16 protein-coding genes and 1 pseudogene are annotated in these 17,091 nt (G+C 61.6%); 8 read left to right on the top strand and 9 right to left on the bottom strand.

From position 1 onward, the window contains the following. Positions 1–2 precede the first annotated feature (2 nt). The 5 genes from PQQ53_RS28775 (at position 3) to PQQ53_RS28755 (ending at position 6,178) form a co-directional block, all read left to right on the top strand. A complete protein-coding gene (locus tag PQQ53_RS28775; RefSeq protein WP_408145990.1) occupies positions 3–530 on the top strand; it encodes a (2Fe-2S)-binding protein in 528 nt (175 codons plus the stop codon). Continuing rightward, on the top strand, positions 523–2,109 hold the full coding sequence (locus tag PQQ53_RS28770) for an AMP-binding protein (protein WP_408327922.1): 1,587 nt from the start codon (positions 523–525) through the stop codon (positions 2,107–2,109). The genes PQQ53_RS28775 and PQQ53_RS28770 overlap by 8 nt, the downstream gene beginning before the upstream one ends. Next, positions 2,102–2,908, top strand: coding sequence for an enoyl-CoA hydratase/isomerase family protein (locus PQQ53_RS28765; RefSeq protein WP_063496441.1), 807 nt, complete (start codon positions 2,102–2,104; stop codon positions 2,906–2,908). Before PQQ53_RS28770 ends, PQQ53_RS28765 begins: the two co-directional genes overlap by 8 nt. Before the next feature lie 36 nt (positions 2,909–2,944). Continuing rightward, positions 2,945–4,687: a GMC family oxidoreductase gene (locus PQQ53_RS28760; protein WP_408327919.1), complete on the top strand. Its 1,743-nt coding sequence runs from the start codon at positions 2,945–2,947 to the stop codon at positions 4,685–4,687. A 111-nt stretch (positions 4,688–4,798) separates the two neighbouring features. After that, positions 4,799–6,178 carry an MFS transporter gene (locus tag PQQ53_RS28755; RefSeq protein WP_408155576.1) on the top strand — a complete coding sequence of 460 codons (1,380 nt, stop codon included), beginning with the start codon at positions 4,799–4,801 and terminating at the stop codon, positions 6,176–6,178. Positions 6,179–6,290: 112 nt separating this feature from the next. On the opposite strand, the gene PQQ53_RS28750 is transcribed toward PQQ53_RS28755, so the two are convergent. From PQQ53_RS28750 to PQQ53_RS28725, 6 genes are all read right to left on the bottom strand, one after another. Next, the gene (locus PQQ53_RS28750; RefSeq protein WP_408155574.1) at positions 6,291–7,232 is read right to left on the bottom strand and encodes a LysR family transcriptional regulator; all 942 of its coding nucleotides are present in this window, start codon (positions 7,230–7,232) and stop codon (positions 6,291–6,293) included. 803 nt (positions 7,233–8,035) lie between these two features. Then, positions 8,036–8,362 carry a RidA family protein gene (locus tag PQQ53_RS28745; RefSeq protein WP_408145847.1) on the bottom strand — a complete coding sequence of 109 codons (327 nt, stop codon included), beginning with the start codon at positions 8,360–8,362 and terminating at the stop codon, positions 8,036–8,038. Positions 8,363–8,400: 38 nt separating this feature from the next. After that, positions 8,401–9,834, bottom strand: a complete 1,434-nt coding sequence (locus tag PQQ53_RS28740; RefSeq protein ID WP_408327916.1) for an FAD-dependent oxidoreductase — start codon at positions 9,832–9,834, stop codon at positions 8,401–8,403. Beyond that, the gene (locus tag PQQ53_RS28735) at positions 9,831–10,124 is read right to left on the bottom strand and encodes a (2Fe-2S)-binding protein (RefSeq protein ID WP_408327913.1); all 294 of its coding nucleotides are present in this window, start codon (positions 10,122–10,124) and stop codon (positions 9,831–9,833) included. The genes PQQ53_RS28740 and PQQ53_RS28735 overlap by 4 nt, the downstream gene beginning before the upstream one ends. Continuing rightward, positions 10,117–11,217, bottom strand: a complete 1,101-nt coding sequence (locus PQQ53_RS28730; protein ID WP_408327910.1) for an NAD(P)/FAD-dependent oxidoreductase — start codon at positions 11,215–11,217, stop codon at positions 10,117–10,119. The genes PQQ53_RS28735 and PQQ53_RS28730 overlap by 8 nt, the downstream gene beginning before the upstream one ends. An 89-nt stretch (positions 11,218–11,306) precedes the next feature. Further along, entirely contained in the window at positions 11,307–12,143 is an 837-nt protein-coding gene (locus tag PQQ53_RS28725; protein ID WP_408327907.1) for a transporter substrate-binding domain-containing protein, read from the bottom strand. A 392-nt stretch (positions 12,144–12,535) separates the two neighbouring features. Between PQQ53_RS28725 and PQQ53_RS28720 the strand changes: the two genes are divergently transcribed. Further along, a complete protein-coding gene (locus PQQ53_RS28720) occupies positions 12,536–13,459 on the top strand; it encodes a LysR substrate-binding domain-containing protein (RefSeq protein WP_408145839.1) in 924 nt (307 codons plus the stop codon). A gap of 175 nt (positions 13,460–13,634) precedes the next feature. Further along, a pseudogene (locus PQQ53_RS28715) lies at positions 13,635–13,775 on the top strand (IS30 family transposase); the annotation flags it as partial. Between the two features lie 86 nt (positions 13,776–13,861). On the opposite strand, the gene PQQ53_RS28710 reads toward PQQ53_RS28715, so the two are convergent. The 3 genes from PQQ53_RS28710 to PQQ53_RS28700 form a co-directional block, all read right to left on the bottom strand. Then, positions 13,862–14,425 (bottom strand): hypothetical protein, encoded by a 564-nt coding sequence (locus PQQ53_RS28710; protein ID WP_408327904.1) that lies wholly within the window; start codon positions 14,423–14,425, stop codon positions 13,862–13,864. Positions 14,426–14,574: 149 nt separating this feature from the next. Then, positions 14,575–14,991, bottom strand: a complete 417-nt coding sequence (locus tag PQQ53_RS28705) for a DUF1398 domain-containing protein (RefSeq protein WP_408327901.1) — start codon at positions 14,989–14,991, stop codon at positions 14,575–14,577. Between the two features lie 57 nt (positions 14,992–15,048). Next, complete coding sequence (locus PQQ53_RS28700; RefSeq protein WP_408327898.1) at positions 15,049–15,291, bottom strand: MarR family winged helix-turn-helix transcriptional regulator; 243 nt, start codon at positions 15,289–15,291, stop codon at positions 15,049–15,051. Positions 15,292–16,141: 850 nt separating this feature from the next. Here PQQ53_RS28700 and PQQ53_RS28695 point away from each other — a divergent pair. After that, a complete protein-coding gene (locus PQQ53_RS28695; protein ID WP_408145831.1) occupies positions 16,142–16,666 on the top strand; it encodes an alkyl hydroperoxide reductase subunit F family protein in 525 nt (174 codons plus the stop codon). Positions 16,667–17,091 lie beyond the last annotated feature (425 nt).

Below are 17,091 nucleotides of genomic sequence, written 5' to 3'. Positions count from 1 at the left end.
TCATGCCGCAGGGCATACAACCGCGCGGCGAACGGCGTCGAGTCACCGTGACGCTCAACGGTCGCGAACGCAGCGGCTATTGCGAGCCGCGCGATTTGATGTGCGATTTTCTGCGGCACGAACTGGGCGCAACCGGCACGCATGTCGGATGCGAACACGGCGTGTGCGGCGCCTGCACGGTTCATATCGACGGTGTGGCGGGACGTTCGTGCCTGATGCTCGCGGTGCAGGCCGATGGCCGCCGCATCGATACGGTAGAAGGCCTCGCGCCCGACCAGACGCTTGGCGACCTTCAGCAGGCGTTCCAGCGACATCACGCGCTGCAGTGCGGCTTTTGCACCGCCGGCATTCTGATGTCGTGCGCCGACTATCTGAAGCGCGTGCCGGATCCAAACGAGGCGCAGGTGCGCGACATGCTGTCCGGCCATCTGTGCCGCTGTACAGGCTATACCCCGATCGTCGCCGCCGTGCTCGATGTGGCGGCGCGCCGGCGCAAGGCGCAGGAAGAGAAGGAGACGAGCGATGCTTGATCTCGGCCGAACCTTTCTGCAAAGCGTGGAGCGTAGCCCCAACGCGCTGGCGCTCGTCGATGGTGAACTGACGCTTACGTATGCGCAGTGGCACCCGATCATCCTGAACGTTGCGGACGGTCTGCGCGAACTTGGTCTTGCACACGGCGACCGTCTGCTCGTCGTGCTGCAAAACCGCTGGGAAATGGCGACGCTGCACTGGGCGTGCCAGTTCGCCGGCGTGGCGATCGTGCCGCTGAACTGGCGGGCGAAACCCGACGAGCTCGATTACTGCGTGACCGATGCGGGTGTCAAGGCCATCGTGTACGAGCCGGTTTCCGCCGGAGCCGTCACGCAAAGCGCCGCCGCGAAGGCCGTTGCGCGCATTGCGCTGGACGATGCGGCGGGCGCGTCGATTTCGTTCGATGCACTGCTGCGCGAGCGTCGGCACGAAGGCGCAACTACGGCCGCGGCCACTCCGCAGGCCGCCGCGGAAGACTACTCGCTGATCCTCTACACGTCCGGCACCACGGGCAAGGCGAAGGGCGTGCCGCGCCGGCATCGCCACGAACGCGCCGCCGCGCTCGCGCACGTCGCACAGAACCTCTATCGCCATGGCGAACGCACGCTCGGCGTCATGCCGCTCTATCACACGATGGGCGTGCGATCGCTGCTGTCGATGGCGCTCGTGGACGGGCTGTTCGTCTGCGTTCGCCGCTGGAATGCGACCCTTGCGCTCGACTCCATCTGCACGTACCGGCTGACGTGTCTGTATCTGGTGCCCACGCTTTATCACGATCTGCTCGCCGCGCCGGAGTTCGCGCGCACCGACACAAGTTCGGTGACGAAACTCGGCTTTGCCGGCGCGCCGATGAACGACGGTCTGCTGAAGCGTCTTTCGGCTGCTTTCAAGCCGGAACTGTTCGTCAATCACTACGGCTCGTCCGAGGTCTACACGTTCAGTATCGATCAGGACGCGACGCTCAAGCCCGGCAGCGCGGGCCGCGCCGGCATCAATACGCGGCTGCGCGTCGTGAAGCTCGACGCGACGTCGCCCGACGAACTCGCGCAAACCGGCGAAGAAGGCCAGATCATCGCGGACCTGCTCGGCGACGAGTCGTTCGAAGGCTACTGGAACCGGCCCGACGCGAACGCGAAGTCGTTGCGCGACGGCTGGTATTTCACCGGCGACACCGGCTACTTCGATAACGACGGCGATCTCTTCGTGTCGGGCCGCGTCGACGACATGATCATCAGCGGCGGCGAGAACATCTCGCCGGTCGATATCGAATCGGTGTTGTCGCTGCATCCGGCGGTGGACGAAGTGGCCGTTGCCGGCGTGAAAGACGAGCGCTGGGGGCAGCGTGTCGTCGCCTTCATCAAGCGCAGCGAATACGTCGAAGCCCAGGCGCTCGATGACTTTTGCCGGACTTCCGATCTCGTCAACTTCAAGCGCCCGCGCGAATACGTGTTTGTCGACGACATTCCGAAATCGCCGGTCGGCAAGATCCTGCGCCGCAAGCTTTCCGCGGGCGAGTACGAACCGGAGCACGGCGCCGCACAACCTGACCGAACCACAAAAGGAGTAACACATGACTGACCTGACTCATCGCGGCCAGACGCTGCTGCAGGAACTCGACGGCTTCTCGATCGAAATCGACGCCGCGCGCGAACGCGCCGACATCATCCTGCACCGCCCGCCGTTCAATGTGATCTCGATGCATGCACGCGACCAGTTGCGCGCCGCATTCGAAGCACTCGACGAAGACGACCGTGTCCGCGTCATCGTGCTGCGTGCGAAAGGCGAGCACTTCTCGAGCGGTGGCGACATCAAGGGCTTTCTCGAAGCGTCGCCGGAACACGTGTCGAAGCTGGCGTGGAATGTCGCCGCGCCCGCACGGTGCTCGAAGCCGGTGATCGCGGCCAATCGAGGCTTCTGCTTCGGCGTCGGTTTCGAACTGTCGCTCGCCTGTGATTTCCGCATCGCGACCGACACCAGCTTCTACGCATTGCCGGAACAGAAGCTCGGCCAGATTCCGGGTTCGGGCGGCTCGGCGCGTCTGCAGAAGATGGTCGGCGTCGGCCGCACGAAGGATATCGTGATGCGCTCGCGCCGCATTCCGGGCAAGCAGGCGTATGACTGGGGCATCGTGGTCGACTGCGTGCCCGATGCGGAGCTCGAAGCCGCGACCGATGCGCTCGTCGACGAGTTGCGCGCCTTCTCGCCGCTCGCGCAGCGCACCGCGAAGAAGCTGCTCAACGACACCGAAGACGCGCCGCTTTCGATCGCGATCGAACTCGAAGGACATTGCTATAGCCGGCTGCGCAGTTCGGACGATTTCCGTGAAGGCGTCGAAGCGTTTCATGGCAAACGCAAGCCCGTCTTTCGCGGTAGCTGATAGCAGCGCATAGATCGAGCAATTCAGGAGACAGGCATGGAGCGGGTAAGCGCGCGTTTCGATTATGTGATCATCGGCGGCGGGTCGGCAGGATGCGTGCTCGCGCATCGGCTGTCGGCCGTGCCGTCGGTGAGCGTCGCATTGATCGAGGCGGGCGCGGATACGCCGCCGGGCGCGGTGCCGGAGGCGATCCTCGACAGCTACCCGATGCCTGTTTTCTGCGGCGAGACCTGGATCTGGCCTGAGCTCAAGGCGAAGGCCACGCGGAAGTCGGCGGCTAAAGTCTATGAACAGGGCCGCGTGATGGGTGGCGGTTCGAGCATCAACGTGCAGTCGGCCAATCGCGGCCTGCCGCGAGACTACGACGACTGGGCCGCCAACGGTGCGGCAGGCTGGGCGTGGGATGACGTGCTGCCGTATTTTCGCAAGCTCGAGAGCGACGTCGACTTTCCATATGGTCCGCTGCACGGCGCGGATGGGCCGGTGCCGATCCGCCGCATCATGCCGCAGCAGTGGCCGCCGTTTTGCAACGCGTTCGCCCACGGATTGCGCAGCAACGGCTTCGCGGCGTTGCAGGACCAGAACGCGCAGTTCGACGACGGCTATTTTCCCGGCGCCTTTTCGAATCGCGACGACCGGCGCGTATCGACTGCGGTCGCCTATCTCGATGCAGAAACACGCAAGCGCCCGAACCTGGAGATCTTTTCGAACCTGCGCGTCGAGCGCATCGTGATGGAAGGGGTGGCTGCACGCGGCGTGGTTGCCGTTTCGCCGCACGGCGAGCGACTGCGCTTCGAGGCGCGGGAAACGATCGTGTGCGCCGGCGCGTTGCAGTCGCCGGCACTGTTGATGCGTGCGGGCGTTGGCGACGCGAGCGAACTGCGCGCACTCGGCATCGGGTGTGTGCTCGATCTGCCGGGCGTCGGGCGGAATCTGCAGGACCATCCGTCGCTGACGTTCTGTCATTTTCTCGAGCCGCGCTTTCGCATGCCGCTCGCGCGGCGCCGCGCCAGCATGACGGCAGCGCGATTTACCTCTGGCGTCGCGGATTGCGAGGCGTCCGATCTGTATCTGTCGAGCGCGACGCGCGCCGCGTGGCATGCACTCGGTAACCGGCTGGGCCTGTTTTTCCTGTGGTGCAACCGTCCGTATTCGCGCGGCCGCGTGCAGATCGTTTCGAGCGATCCGTTCGCCGCACCGCAGGTCGATCTCAATCTGCTCGACGACGAGCGCGATGTCGCGCGGCTCGCCGCGGGCGTGCGCACGCTGGCGCGCGTGGTCGCGGCCTCGGGACTGAGCAAGGATCAGCGCGACTTCTTCCCCGCCGCTTTTTCGCCGCGCGTGAAGGCGTTGAGCCGCCTGAGTAAAACCAATGCGGCGATCACGTCGCTGCTGGGTTTGCTGCTCGATACACCCGCACCGATGCGTCGGGCGTTGATCGAACGCTTCTTCACGCGCGGCGTGCAGATGTCGTCGGTACTCACAAACGAGCGCGCATTGAACGACTTCATCCGCGCGAACGTGTTCGGCGTCTGGCATGCGAGCGGTACTTGCCGGATGGGCGACGCGCGCGAGCGCAGCGCCGTGACGGATACCGAAGGGCGCGTGCATGGCGCGCATGGGCTACGGGTGGTCGATGCGTCGCTGATGCCGCGTCTGCCGTCAGCCAACACGAACATTCCGACCATCATGATCGCCGAGAAGATCGCCGACGCGATGCTCGGCAAGACGCGGTTTGCGGCGCAAGACCAGCGCGGTCTGGCTCGCCTGACGTCATAACGATTTTCGTCAACGCAACAAGAGCGCGCCGTGCCTTTGACGAGGCCGAAGCGCGCCGCACATCGGGTGAGTCCACATCTGGGCCAGCCCGTATTAACTTAGGAGATGATGATGTCCGTTGCAGCGCAAAGTGGCGCCGCCGTGCCCGCAATCAACAGGCGGCAGGTGATGGGCGCAGTGGTAGCCTCGTGTCTGGGATGGGCGCTCGATCTGTTCGATCTGTTCGTCCTGTTGTTCGTCGCACCGGTCGTTGGCCGGTTGTTCTTCCCCTCCGAACACGCGATGCTGTCGCTCGCCGCGGTGTATGCGTCGTTCGCCGTCACGCTGCTGATGCGGCCGCTCGGATCCGCGTTGTTCGGCTCGTATGCGGACCGGCGCGGCCGCAAGGGCGCGATGATTGTCGCGGTGGTCGGTGTCGGCCTGTCGACGGCGGCGTTCGGTTTGCTGCCGACCGTCGCACAGGTGGGCGTAATCGCGCCAGTGCTCTTTCTGCTGCTGCGTCTCGTGCAGGGCGTATTCGTCGGCGGGGTGGTGGCGTCGACGCACACGATCGGCACGGAATCCGTTGCACTGAAGTATCGCGGCGCGGTGTCGGGGCTGATCGGCGGCGGCGGAGCAGGCCTTGGTGCGCTGCTCGCTTCGCTGACGTATCTCGCGATGTCGTCGCTGTTTCCCGGCGACCTGTTCGACGTGTGGGGCTGGCGCTGCATGTTCTTCACCGGGATCATCAGCTCGGTGCTCGGACTCTTCGTCTTCAACAGCCTCGAAGAATCGCCGTTGTGGAAGAAGCTTGCCGCGGAAAAGGCCGCGCGTGCCGCCGCCGACAAGACGCGTAACGCGCCGGTCGAGGTGGTTCGTTCGCCGATCCGCACGCTGTTCTCGCGCGACTATCGTTCGATCCTGTTCGTCAACCTGCTGCTGACGATCGGCGGCGGCAGCGGTTATTACCTGACGTCGGGTTATCTGCCGACCTTCCTCAAGGTCGTCAATCACGCACCGAATGGGACGGCTGCTGCGATCCTTATGGTGTGCAGCGTGGCCGTGGTCATCGCATCGGTCGCGGCCGGTCACCTGAGCACGTTCATCGGCCGCAAACGGACCTTTATCCTGCTCGGCGCAATCCGTCTGTTTGCATTGCCCGCACTGTTCCTGCTGTTGCCGACCGCGCAGACCATGACGATGGTCGGTGTCTACGCGGTCATCCTGAGCGCGCTCGGCAGCGCTGGTTATGCGCCGATTCTGATCTTCCTGAACGAGCGGTTTCCGACGGCGATCCGCGCGACCGGCACGGGTCTGTCGTGGAATATCGGCTTTGCGATCGGCGGGATGATGCCCACGCTCGTCTCGCTGGTCGCGAAGACACCACTCGATCTGCCGATGACGCTTGCCGTGTTCGTCGGCGCGATCAGCGTGATCTTTCTCATCGGCGCGTTCGTCGTGCCGGAGACGCTCGGCAAGCTCGACAACACGCCGGTGCGCGACCCGTACTGATCGCTCGATTGCGCGCGGGAAGCCGACCTGCGACACGCTGTTCGGTACCCGTAGTGATGCGCGTCGCGACACGCGGGGGGCGCCGGCGGAAGGCCGGCGCCAGCGAAGCGGCTCACGCCTGGTTGCCGTTGGCCGGATCGGGGTCCGCGATCTCGATTCCCGTTGTGACGCGACGGATCTGGTCGGCGATGATGTCGATGAGCTCGGTCGTGGCTGGACCGATCGGCCGCTTCGGATGGCTCACGCAAACGATGTGACGCACGATGCGCGGCGCCGAGATCGGCGTCGCGCGCAGCAGGCCGTCGTCGACCTTCCGCTGCACGACCACGCGCGGCATGATCGTCGCGATGCTGCTTTGTTCGACAAATTGCACAATCGTGGTCAGCAGGTCGATCTCGAACTGCGGCTTGATCACGATGTCGGCATTCAGCAGCGCGGCATCGAGCACGCCGCGCAGGCCGTTGCGGCGCGTCGGCAGCACGAGTTCGAGTTCCGTCAGCGCGGATGCCGTCATGGTGTCGGGCAGCGCAGGGCCGTGTTCCGCGCTCGTGACGAGCACCATCTCTTCGACTACCAGTGGAGAGGTATCGAGCGACAGGCGCCCGCGGGGCCGGTTGATGATGGCCGCGTCGAGCCGGCCCGCTTCCACCGCGTCGATCAGTTGCGCGCTGAAACCATCGGCCACCGACACCTCGACATGCGGATAAAGTGCGTTGAATAGCGCGAGCGATTCCGGCAGGACGCTCTGCGCTTCCGACGCCACCATCCCGAGCGAGATACGCCCGGCCACGATCACGTCGTGCCGGCTGAGCTGCTCGCGTGCGTGGTCGATGTCGCGCATGATCGGCATGTAGAGGCGGTACATCTGCCGTGCGGCGTCGGTGGGCGTCATGCCATGCGGGCCGCGCTCAAAGAGCCGGCTGTTCAGTTCCGTTTCGAGCTTAGCGATCTGCATGCTGAGCGCGGGCTGCACGATATTGAGCCGCTTGGCGGCGCGTGTTACGGAGCCATCTTCGAACAGCGCGATGAAATACTGAATCTGCTTTAGATCCATGAGCCGGGAGGCGAGGGAGCGATGGCCAGGCATCGAGTGTAACGACATCGGGGTGTCGGGGCAACGGCAAACCCGATTTCATCTTGAAGGAAGCATCCGGGTCCGCGAGTTGCCGGAGCGTCTTCGACAGTCAGTCGTTTGGCGGGTGGGCGGCGTCCGGAATTCAGATGTTCCATATTAGTTCGATTGACGCATGGCCCGGACGCTCGCAGGACTGCTAATCACTAGAAAAGGAACATTCAAAGCCACGCACCTTTACGCTGCTCCACACGCTCGATCGCCCCAGACCAGGCGAACCTCCGGACACGGTGATCAAACGATGGCGCGATTGCGGACGGGTACTGATCCAGGTCGGATAGGCGCCGCGATGAGGGACGGTAGCATGTCCTGCCCCGTGGCGTCCCGGTCCGAGCCTGCCGCGCAGGGCTAAAGAGAATCCGCTTTTAGCCTTCTGGTTGGCGGACCCGACTAACTGTCGTAGTCGACTAGCCTCGCAGAGAATGGCCTTGCCACAAACCAGCGGCTATTGTCGCGATGGTCGCCATTCCACAAATGACACCGTAATGCCACTCAGGTCCGCAGAACCCTTGTGGCACGGGCAAAAAGACCGGGCTTCAAACCCAGTTGAGGGCGTCAGACGTTCTCAGGTCGGTTCGACTCCGGCTGCCTTGGAGGCGTCCCCCGAGTCGATTGCCGCGTTCAACAGCGTGTCGGCGGAACCGCCTCTCGCCCTGCTGGCTGAGAACGTGACGAGTCCGCTCGAGTGTTTGCGTCCCGACAGTCTTTGCAGGCTGGGGCAAGACTTAATCCTGGACAGCAGCGGTGACGCTGAACTCCACCAGTAGTTCAGGCAAACCAAGTGTCGCCTGCACCGTACAACGCGCCGGTAGGTAGTCGGAATCGACCCACCGCTGCCATGCCGCATTCATACGATCGAAATCGCTCATGTCCTTCAGATAGATTGTCACAGACAACAGATTTCGCTTATCGCTGTTCGCCTGCTTCAGTAGCGCGTCGATCCGGCTGAACGCCTCCAGACACTGCTCCTCGATCGAGCGTGCCTGTTCCTGGCCGGACGACGTTTGTCCGGCCAGGAACAGAAGGTTTCCAAAGCGCACCATCTTGCTCATTCGTGCATTGCCGGAGGTTCTCAGGATAGGCGCATCACTCATTTCGGGACCCATTCGGTTGGTTTCGCTGCGTTTTCATCGGGGATAAAGGAAGCCGCCAGCTCTCCGAGGCTCACAGGCTTGATAGGAGGGCGGATGTTGTAGTAGCCCGTCTCGTCCATTCGCTGCCCGTTCTGGTCGGCGAGCAACTCCGACACAGTCAGACCACAGAGACGGCCCTGACATGGACCCATCCCGCAGCGAGAAAAGGATTTGGTCTGACTAGGGCCGACGCAGCCGAGGCGAGCCATTTCACGGATTTGTCCTGCCGTTACCTCTTCGCAGCGGCAGACGATTGTCTGGTCCGATGGACGACGAAAAGGCGCGCTCGGGCGATACAGCGCGTCGAGAAACGGGCGTACGCGGCTGTGTTGATTGCGTTGGCGGCCCAGTGGCGCCGCATGTTCAATCAACAATTCGGTACTCAACGCCCCCACGCGATGCGCGACGGCAAGCGCGACCATCTCCCCGCTGATTCTTGCTCCGAGCGCACCGCCGATACCGGCGCCATCTCCCGCCGTGAAAACGTTCGGCACAGAGGTCTCGCCCCAGCCGTCGGTGCGCGGACGCCAGCAGAGCTGCGCTTCGTCCCAGTCGTGAGTGCAGCCGATCGAGCGCGTCAGTTGCACGTTCGGCACCACGCCCTGATGCAACAGGACGAGGTCTGCCACGATCGTGGCCGATTGTCCTCCGGACCGGTAGCTGATCCGCTCCGCTCGCTCGGCGCCTTCGATGTTGAGTTCGCCGATATTGCGAATGTGGGCGACGCGCGCTTTCTTGATCGCGCGCACCAGCTTCATGCCTTTTAACAGATAGTCGGGGCTGCGCAATGCGGTGGGCAGATGCTTTAGCGCATGACGGTAATTGGCGGTTGGCGTGGTTTCCAGTATCGCGACGGGCGGCCGACCAGCTTGAATCAGTTGCCAGGCGAACAGGTAGAGCAGCGGCCCGCTGCCTGCCAGCACCGTCGGCACGTTGGGCAACAGGCCGGCGGATTTGACAAGTGTCTGAGCCGCACCGACACCCATGACCCCGGGTAGCGTCCACCCTGGCACTGGAAAGGGGCGCTCATAGGCACCATTAGCGATGACGAGCGCCCTGGCGTGTATCTGACCGCTTCCGGCCGTCTCGTTTCGACGTGTGAAGCTGAGGTCCAGCGATCGGCTCACTTGCCATACCAGCGTGTCGGGCCAGTACGACACGGAGGATGCTCTGAATTGAGTCACCAGCTCGGCGCCGTCTGTGTAATCCGCACCCAGGCGCGCCGGGTCGGGCAGAGGCGAACGGCTGACGTTGCGGTAGATCTGGCCGCCTGGTAATGGGTTTTCGTCTATCACCAGAACTTTCAAACCGAGGGAATTCGCTCGCAGCGCGCATGCCATGCCAGCGGGTCCAGCACCGATCACGACGAGGTCGACTGATTCGATCGTCATTGAATGTCCCTCGCGCCGTTCATGAAGCACACGCGCATACCTTCCTTGACCTTGACCATGCAGGATTGCCGGTTGGGCAGATCGTCGATCTGCACGAGGCAGTCGAAGCAGACGCCCATCATGCAGAACGGCGCTCGCGGCGCATTGCCGACCGGCGTTCGCCGGAAAGTGTGAACGCCGGCATACAGCAGCGCGGCGGCTACCGTCAGCGAATCTGGCACGTCGACATGCCTGCCTTCGATCTCAATCCGGATCAGCTTCGGTTTGCTCCCTTCCAGGAGGCTAAACATGGAATCGCTTTGCATGGAAATAATCAAGAATGGGAGGACGTTGGCCGCCCAACAGCCACGGCACCAACAGCTCGCAATGGGCGGCGGCGAGCGTGACGCCGCTGTGGCAGGTCGTGAGAAATGCACCGGGACACTCGAGCGATTCCTCGTAGATCGGCATGCTGTCGGGCGTCATCACGCGTAGCGCGCCCCAGGCCCGCACCACGTTCACGCTCTGTAGAAAAGGGAACGGCTTGATGGCTTTGCGGGCGATGTGTGCGACGATATCCGCGGTCACGCCAGCATCCATGCCCACATCCTCCGCGGATTCGCCGAGCAGCACCGAGCCTTCAGCCGTTTGCCTCACCGACAGGGTGGGGTAATGAAGGAACGGTTGGACGCGCTCGGTCACCAGGATCTGGCCGCGCAGCGGAACCACGGGGGCGTCGAGGCCGACCATCGGAGCGAGATTGCGATTGCCGAGCCCGGCACACAACACGAGCTTTGCACTGCGGAACGTTCTCAATCCCGTGTCGATACGGAATCCGTCGCCGTGCCGCTCGATCGTGCTGACCGTCGCTTTCGGCACATAGTCGCCGCCTGCTCTTTCGAATGCCGCGAACAGGGCACGAAGCGTGTAAAGCGGGCTGACATGGCCGTCGTTCTCCGAATAGACCGCACCGACGACGTCGCCGGCGATGTCGGGTACCAACGCTTTCAGCGTGCGATGATCTAGCACGTCGTAGGTGAGCCGGGCATCCTGGCGATACAGGAAATCGACGTTCTCGACGCTTGCCGCGAGCGATTCCTCGGTCAAAGCGATGTTTAATCCGCCCGGTCGCGAATAACCGAGGGTCAGGCCCGACGCTTCTTCCAGTTCCTCGGCGAACGCGGGCCACAGCCGCGACGACTCGAGCGACCAGCGCCCGTACTCCAGCTTCTTTCGGCCCTTGCCCGAGACCCAGATCAGCCCGAAGTTGCCACGCGCGGCGCGAAAGCTTGCATCTTCGCCGTCCAGTACGACGACGGTCTGGCCGCGCTTCGCCAGCCCATAAGCGATCGCCATACCGACCAGTCCGCCGCCGGCGATGGCGAAATCATAGGTGTTCTTCATTCACGACTTCTTCCGTGGTTGCCTGGAAATTGCTGGCGGGAACATTCGGTATCCGGAATGGTGGTTCCGATCACAACGACCGGCGCGCATCAACGCGGCGCCAGATCGGTTTTCATGTACTGCATGGAAAGCCGCGACAGCGTGCCGTCCGCCTTGACAGATGCGATTGCCTTGTCGAACGCGTCGCGCAGCGCAGTGTCAGACTTTCGCAGGCCGATGCCGACGCCTTCGCCCCAGATCTTCCCGCCAATGACGGACCCGATTAGCGACAGGTCACTGCCGGCGTTGTTGAGCAGATAGACGGTGTTCTCGACCGACGCATCGATCCGCCCGCTCTTCAGATCGAGATCGCGATCCTTGGAACTGCGGTATTCGCGTATTTTTGCTATATCGGCGAAATTTGAGCGAACGAACGGTACATAAGTAGTGGCTGCCTGCACACCGATCACCTTGCCTTTGAGGGCGGTGCGAAGCGGGGCGAGCGCGGTTTTCGCGTCGGCCTCGGAATTGATCGTTACGAATCCGCTCCCCAGCTTTCCGAAGTCGGCGGCGCGGTCCTTGGCGGTCACGAAGCTCGACGTGACGGTGGCGTAGGGAATGCTGAAATCAATCGCTTGCCTGCGTGCGTCCGTGATCGCCATGCCGTCCATGATTGCGTCGAATTTGCCGGTGTTCAGTGCCGGGATCATGCTGTCCCAGTCGGCGGCGATCTGCTTGCACCTGAGATGGGCGCGCTCGCACAGCACCTTGGCCAGTGCCGGTTCAAATCCGCCGAGCGTGCCATCGGGGTTCGAAGAATTCCAGGGCGTATAGCTGCCCTCAAATGCGATCACGACATCCTTCGCGTTAGCCAACTGAACGTTGGCCAGCGCGCAGAGGCTGCCGATCAGACACACAGCGCGTTTCAATATCCTGTTGTTCATCATTTCCGGTTCCGTGAAGTCTCGACCTGGGTTGGCGGGCTGATGCCAGGCGCTGCGTCGTACAGCGTTGAACCATTGTCGGATCGGCTGGGCCGCGGGCTCAATTGCCGCAAAATTTGCCGGTCATTCCAAAAAGGTATGGGGCGTTGCGGCTCGGCTGTACGCCGTGTCGGCGAATGGGTGCGGGTCGCGTTCCGGAACTAGGCGCCATCATGCAACGGCAGATGCAGCGCAAACGTGAGATCGGCGGGAAAATCCGTGGGCGCAGGGCGGTGTCTTCTTTGCTTTATCTCGAAAGGTTATGATCGGATCAACCGGCGTGTGTGCGCCGGCAAGCGCCGTCGACGGTACCTGATTGGCGGGCATGAAAAGCCGCGGACTTTGAGGAGTGTGATGTGGGCGATTTTACGTTGCGCGAGCTGGAGGTTTTCGCGGCAATCATGCAGCACGGCACGGTCACAAAAGCCGCGGATTTTCTCGATATCGCTCAACCCGGCGTCAGCAAACTGCTAGCGCGTCTTGAAGCCAAAGTGGGGTACAGCCTGTTCAACCGGCAGCGGCAGCGCCTGATCCCGACGCCCGAGGCGATGTCGCTCTATGCCGAGGTGGAGCGATCGTTCATCTCGGCCAAGGAAATCATGAGATTGGCGCGGGATCTCGGCGATCTCCGGGCAGGCCGCCTGAAAATCGGCATTCTTCCCGCACTAGGAAGTGGCTTGATGCCTGCCATCATCCACAAGTTCCAGGCTGACCATCCCGGCGTCAGGATCACGGTCAATATCCGCTCTACCCAGACGCTCGTGGAGTGGGCGGGGCGCAATCAACTCGATCTCGCGATCGGCGTGACAACCAGCATCGAGCATCCGGCGGTCGTTCGGCGCACGCTTCCGGCAGTGCCGGTAGTGTGCGTGGTGCCGGAAGGCCACGCCCTGGCGGATGTCGATGCGGTCACGCTGCAGCATCTGGAAAACGTGACGCTGATCTCGTTGCTCGCATCTGATCCGCTCGTGGCCCAGATCGAGCAGCACGCCGCGCTGGCGAACCTGAGAATCCCGATCGCAATCGAGACGAATCTTGCCGCGACGGCCATCGCGTTTTGTCAGGCCGGGGCAGGCGTCACCGTCGTGGATTATCTGTCCGCCAGCGCTACGGCGGCGAAGGGGGTGGTCATCAAGAAATTCGAACCGGCACTGTCGATCAACTACAGCATCTATCGGCAAAAAGGGAGCAAGGCCTCCGCACTGACGGATGCCTTGATCGAACGGGTCATCGACGAACTGACCCGGGAGATTGCGGGATTCGAAGCCGCAACCGCGTGAAACGCATCGACGATATCCCGGTCAACGGTTGATGCGGCAACTGTGTGGCTTCGCGGGGCCGTTCATTCGACGGCGCTGCGAAGCGCTCGGTGTGCTGTCCGTGTTTTTTAGCCGACTATTGGGGGACCGCTGTTATCAGGCAGCCTTGCTCGATAACCGAGCTGGCCGATGTGTGCCCAAAGGCACCGACCTGTCAGTGTGTTCGCAGGCCAAACTCAACGCCGTGGTGAGACGATTGAACGAGCGTCCGAGAAAGACCTTGGACTACGAAACGCCCGCCGGACGATTCCACCAAACTATTGCATCGACCGGTTGAATCCGCCGCGACACACCGGACGTCCGTGCGGCCAATACATACAACACTAGGGTGCCGTCAACTGTCGACCTGCCGGCCTCGATGTATCAGGTCATGCCCGCGTTGCTGCGCTGTTCGGGATACCAGGATGTAAACTTCACCGCCGCGATAAGTGCTGCCACCGTCGCGATGACTCCCGTCGAATGTGGCAGAGCCGGCACGTAAGCCATCACGATATCGGCAAGCACGAGCGTACCGAAGGCAACGGCCCATGCTGCGCTGATCACATAATCGATATGCGCGAAGTCCGCACTGTCCCATTGCTCATGGCTGACGGTCTCGCGGGCGTACTGCAGTGTGAACGGCCGCCGCACAGCGATAGACGCCAGCACGATCAGCATCAGTCCCGCATCGACGCGCAGTCGCACCGTGGCAATCGACCATTGCACATTGTTCGTGAGCGCATAGATCGTAAGTGCAACAAACAGCAGAACTGTGCCGATCTCCAGAAGCTTGATGTGGCGGCCCGGTGTCACCAGGTCGCGCACCAGAAGGGCGGCGGCTACGATCGCGCCCGCTGCGAGCCCCGCCGGCACGCTGACCAGACGCTCGATCACCACGAATGCGATAAAAGGGGAAAAAGCTAGAAGAATAGTCTTCTCGGACTCCAAACTACCCAGTCATTCACGCGCAGCGGTCCAGCTACCATGAAAACCATTCGGCGCGGTGTCGGGAAATCTCGACTGTTGCAAGCGGGCTGCCTGCGATGGGATTGGCTCACCAGCAGGAACGGGCCTCGCAGCGTTTCCAGTCTTCGCGGTTATTGACCTTCTGGAGCAGGGTATTGCTCGACATATTGTTCGTCTTGGCACCCGTAGTAAGTAACGATGCGATTAACCAGGTCGACGTCGTAGCGGACGACGCCCGCGCGCAAGGACGCCTCCAAAAATTCTGGAAATGAGTTCTTTCCTGCCTGATCAATGCGCCGCGCTCTCACGAGTGCGTGCTGGTCGAAAGGTGGCACGTCAGCGGCGCCCGACACCAACGGCGTGCCCTGCATGACGACAGGCCCATCTTCGGTCAGGTACAGGCTCTCGCATGCAGGTAAGAACCACACATTGCGCGTCACGCCTGCTCGCCGAAGGGTATCAGCCTGGTACGGAAACCCGCCCACTTTCGGCCTGCCGGACATGGCACGCTGCTGGGCGGCCTCCAGATTCTCTATCGCCTTGCTCATTGCTGCACTCCTCATTAGGAAAACGCTGCTGTGGGAACGCGTGGTGGGTGTCGCGCGTCAGTCCACGGGTATCTTGTGCATTTGATGGGCATCGGCCAGCTTCTTTAGTAACTTTTGAAGCGTCGCTCGTTCGGTAGCATCCAGAACACCAAAAAAATGCTCGTCGTTGCCGTCGGCGATGGTTGTAAGTTCGGGCAAAACACGTTTGCCCTGTCGGGTCACCGCAAGTAGCTGAACGCGGTTGTCTTCCTGGCTCGTCGCGCACGAAATCCATTCCTTGGATTGCAATTTGTCGAGCACCTTTGAAATGGCCCCGCGGTCATACCCATTACGTCGGCGAGTCCAGCTGGACTCAGGGTCGTCCCCCTCCCGATCTGGTTCAGTGCGACCCACTCAGCGACGGACAAGCCTTGCTCCTGCAACGCGCGGGCGCACGTGCCGGAAATGTGGTTGGAAACGAGTCTTACCCAGTATCCCAAATGCGCTTCGAGAGCGGGCGCAGGCTTTACCGAAGTCTTAGGGTCCACAGTGGATCCGCTTGATCTAATTTCCATGGAAACCTTTGTCAAGCGCCCCAGGAAAGGCCGAATGCGGTCGATCTTTAATGCGATCTCAACGCGATGACGAATGTCTGATCTACGGCAGTGGGGGCGGACCTTTCCCGAACGTGCGTCGATTGGCGGGAACGGGTCGACCACCGTCCCTCTCGTCCGATTTGCTATAACTTTGGTACGAAGATTGGCCAGTAGCTGCACCATCGCCGGTCCGGCCGCCTTCGCCAAAGCGAGCGACGAAAACTATGCGGTAACTTCATACTTTTTCCACGCACTCAGCCTGTCACAGCGAATCGTGCTGCCGGAACGCCCACACTTTGCATATGTGCGATAGCGCACCAAAACGCACCGACGTTCGAGGGAGCATGGCTTGGCACCCTCCTGCCTCTGATGGCAAATCGGCGCTGCATTCTCTATTCAGATTTCTTTCAGCTCCTGGCACCTTCTTGACATAGACTTGTAAGTCATTACGGGATCGAAAGATGTTAAACGTCAGCCTCAGGTCACAGCTGCAGACGTATCTGCGAAACGTTCGCAGACCTGTCGAATTGGTCGTGTCGCAGGGCGGTAGTCCAAAATCGCACGAGATGCTGACGATGTTGAACGAAATCGCGTCGTTGACAGATCTGGTGAGGGTAATCGAGGAGCAGCAGGGCAACTTACGCAAGCCATCATTTTCAATCAGGCAGGCGGGAGGAAGACCCGGTATCCAGTTTGCCGCCATTCCAACAGGGCCTGAATTTTCGTCCCTTGTCTTGGCAATACTCCAGGTTGGAGGACATCCCGTCATAGCCGACAGTACGACCATTGAACAGATTCACGCGCTAGAACGTGATTACTATTTCGAGACCTATATTTCGCTATCTTGCAAAAGCTGTGTGGACGTTGTGCAAGGGCTGAACATGATGACGGTGATCAATCCACGGATTCACAACATTACGATCGACGGAGGAATTTTTCAAAGCGAGGTGTCGGCGCGTGATATTAGCGTTGTGCCGACGATCTACATGAACGGCGAGGTATTCGGGGAGGGGCGCAGCAGCTTTGTGGAGCTCGGCGCGAAACTTCACGACATAGAACTGAGCATGAGAGCCGCACTGCACGCGGCGGGCAAACAGTAGCATTGACTTGCAGGTCATATCGGTGGCGAGTAATCCCTGCAAATTCGTCCACGGGGCTGTTGTTATCTGAAACGCCGAAAGTCCGTCACGCGTGGACGTCAGCCGGCCGTGTCGGGCAGCAGTCGGCCGATACCGTTGAAAAAGTCGCTTCCTGGCTTTTGAAATCAGCTACCGAAAAAATCGACCGCTCAGATTGACCCACAAGCCCCTCGCGAACGTCGGTCAAGTAAGGAAGACCCCTGAAAACCTTGCGAGAACGACGATCAGCGACTTTTTCAACAGTATCGGCCAGTTTCAGCCCTTCGGCGGGCGCAAATGAATGTCAAACGACTGACCTGTTGTTCTCTGAAAGCGGTCTTTCCGCATCTTTCCTTGGGTCGAGTGGTCGCAAGGTGTACACCTCGCTGTGTCCCTGCCGGTTATGC

The sequence above is a fragment of the Paraburkholderia strydomiana genome (assembly GCF_046030495.1).
Lineage (GTDB): Bacteria > Pseudomonadota > Gammaproteobacteria > Burkholderiales > Burkholderiaceae > Paraburkholderia > Paraburkholderia strydomiana_A.
Note: the sequence above shows the minus strand (reverse complement) of the source record. Positions and strands in the feature narration are given on the sequence as shown.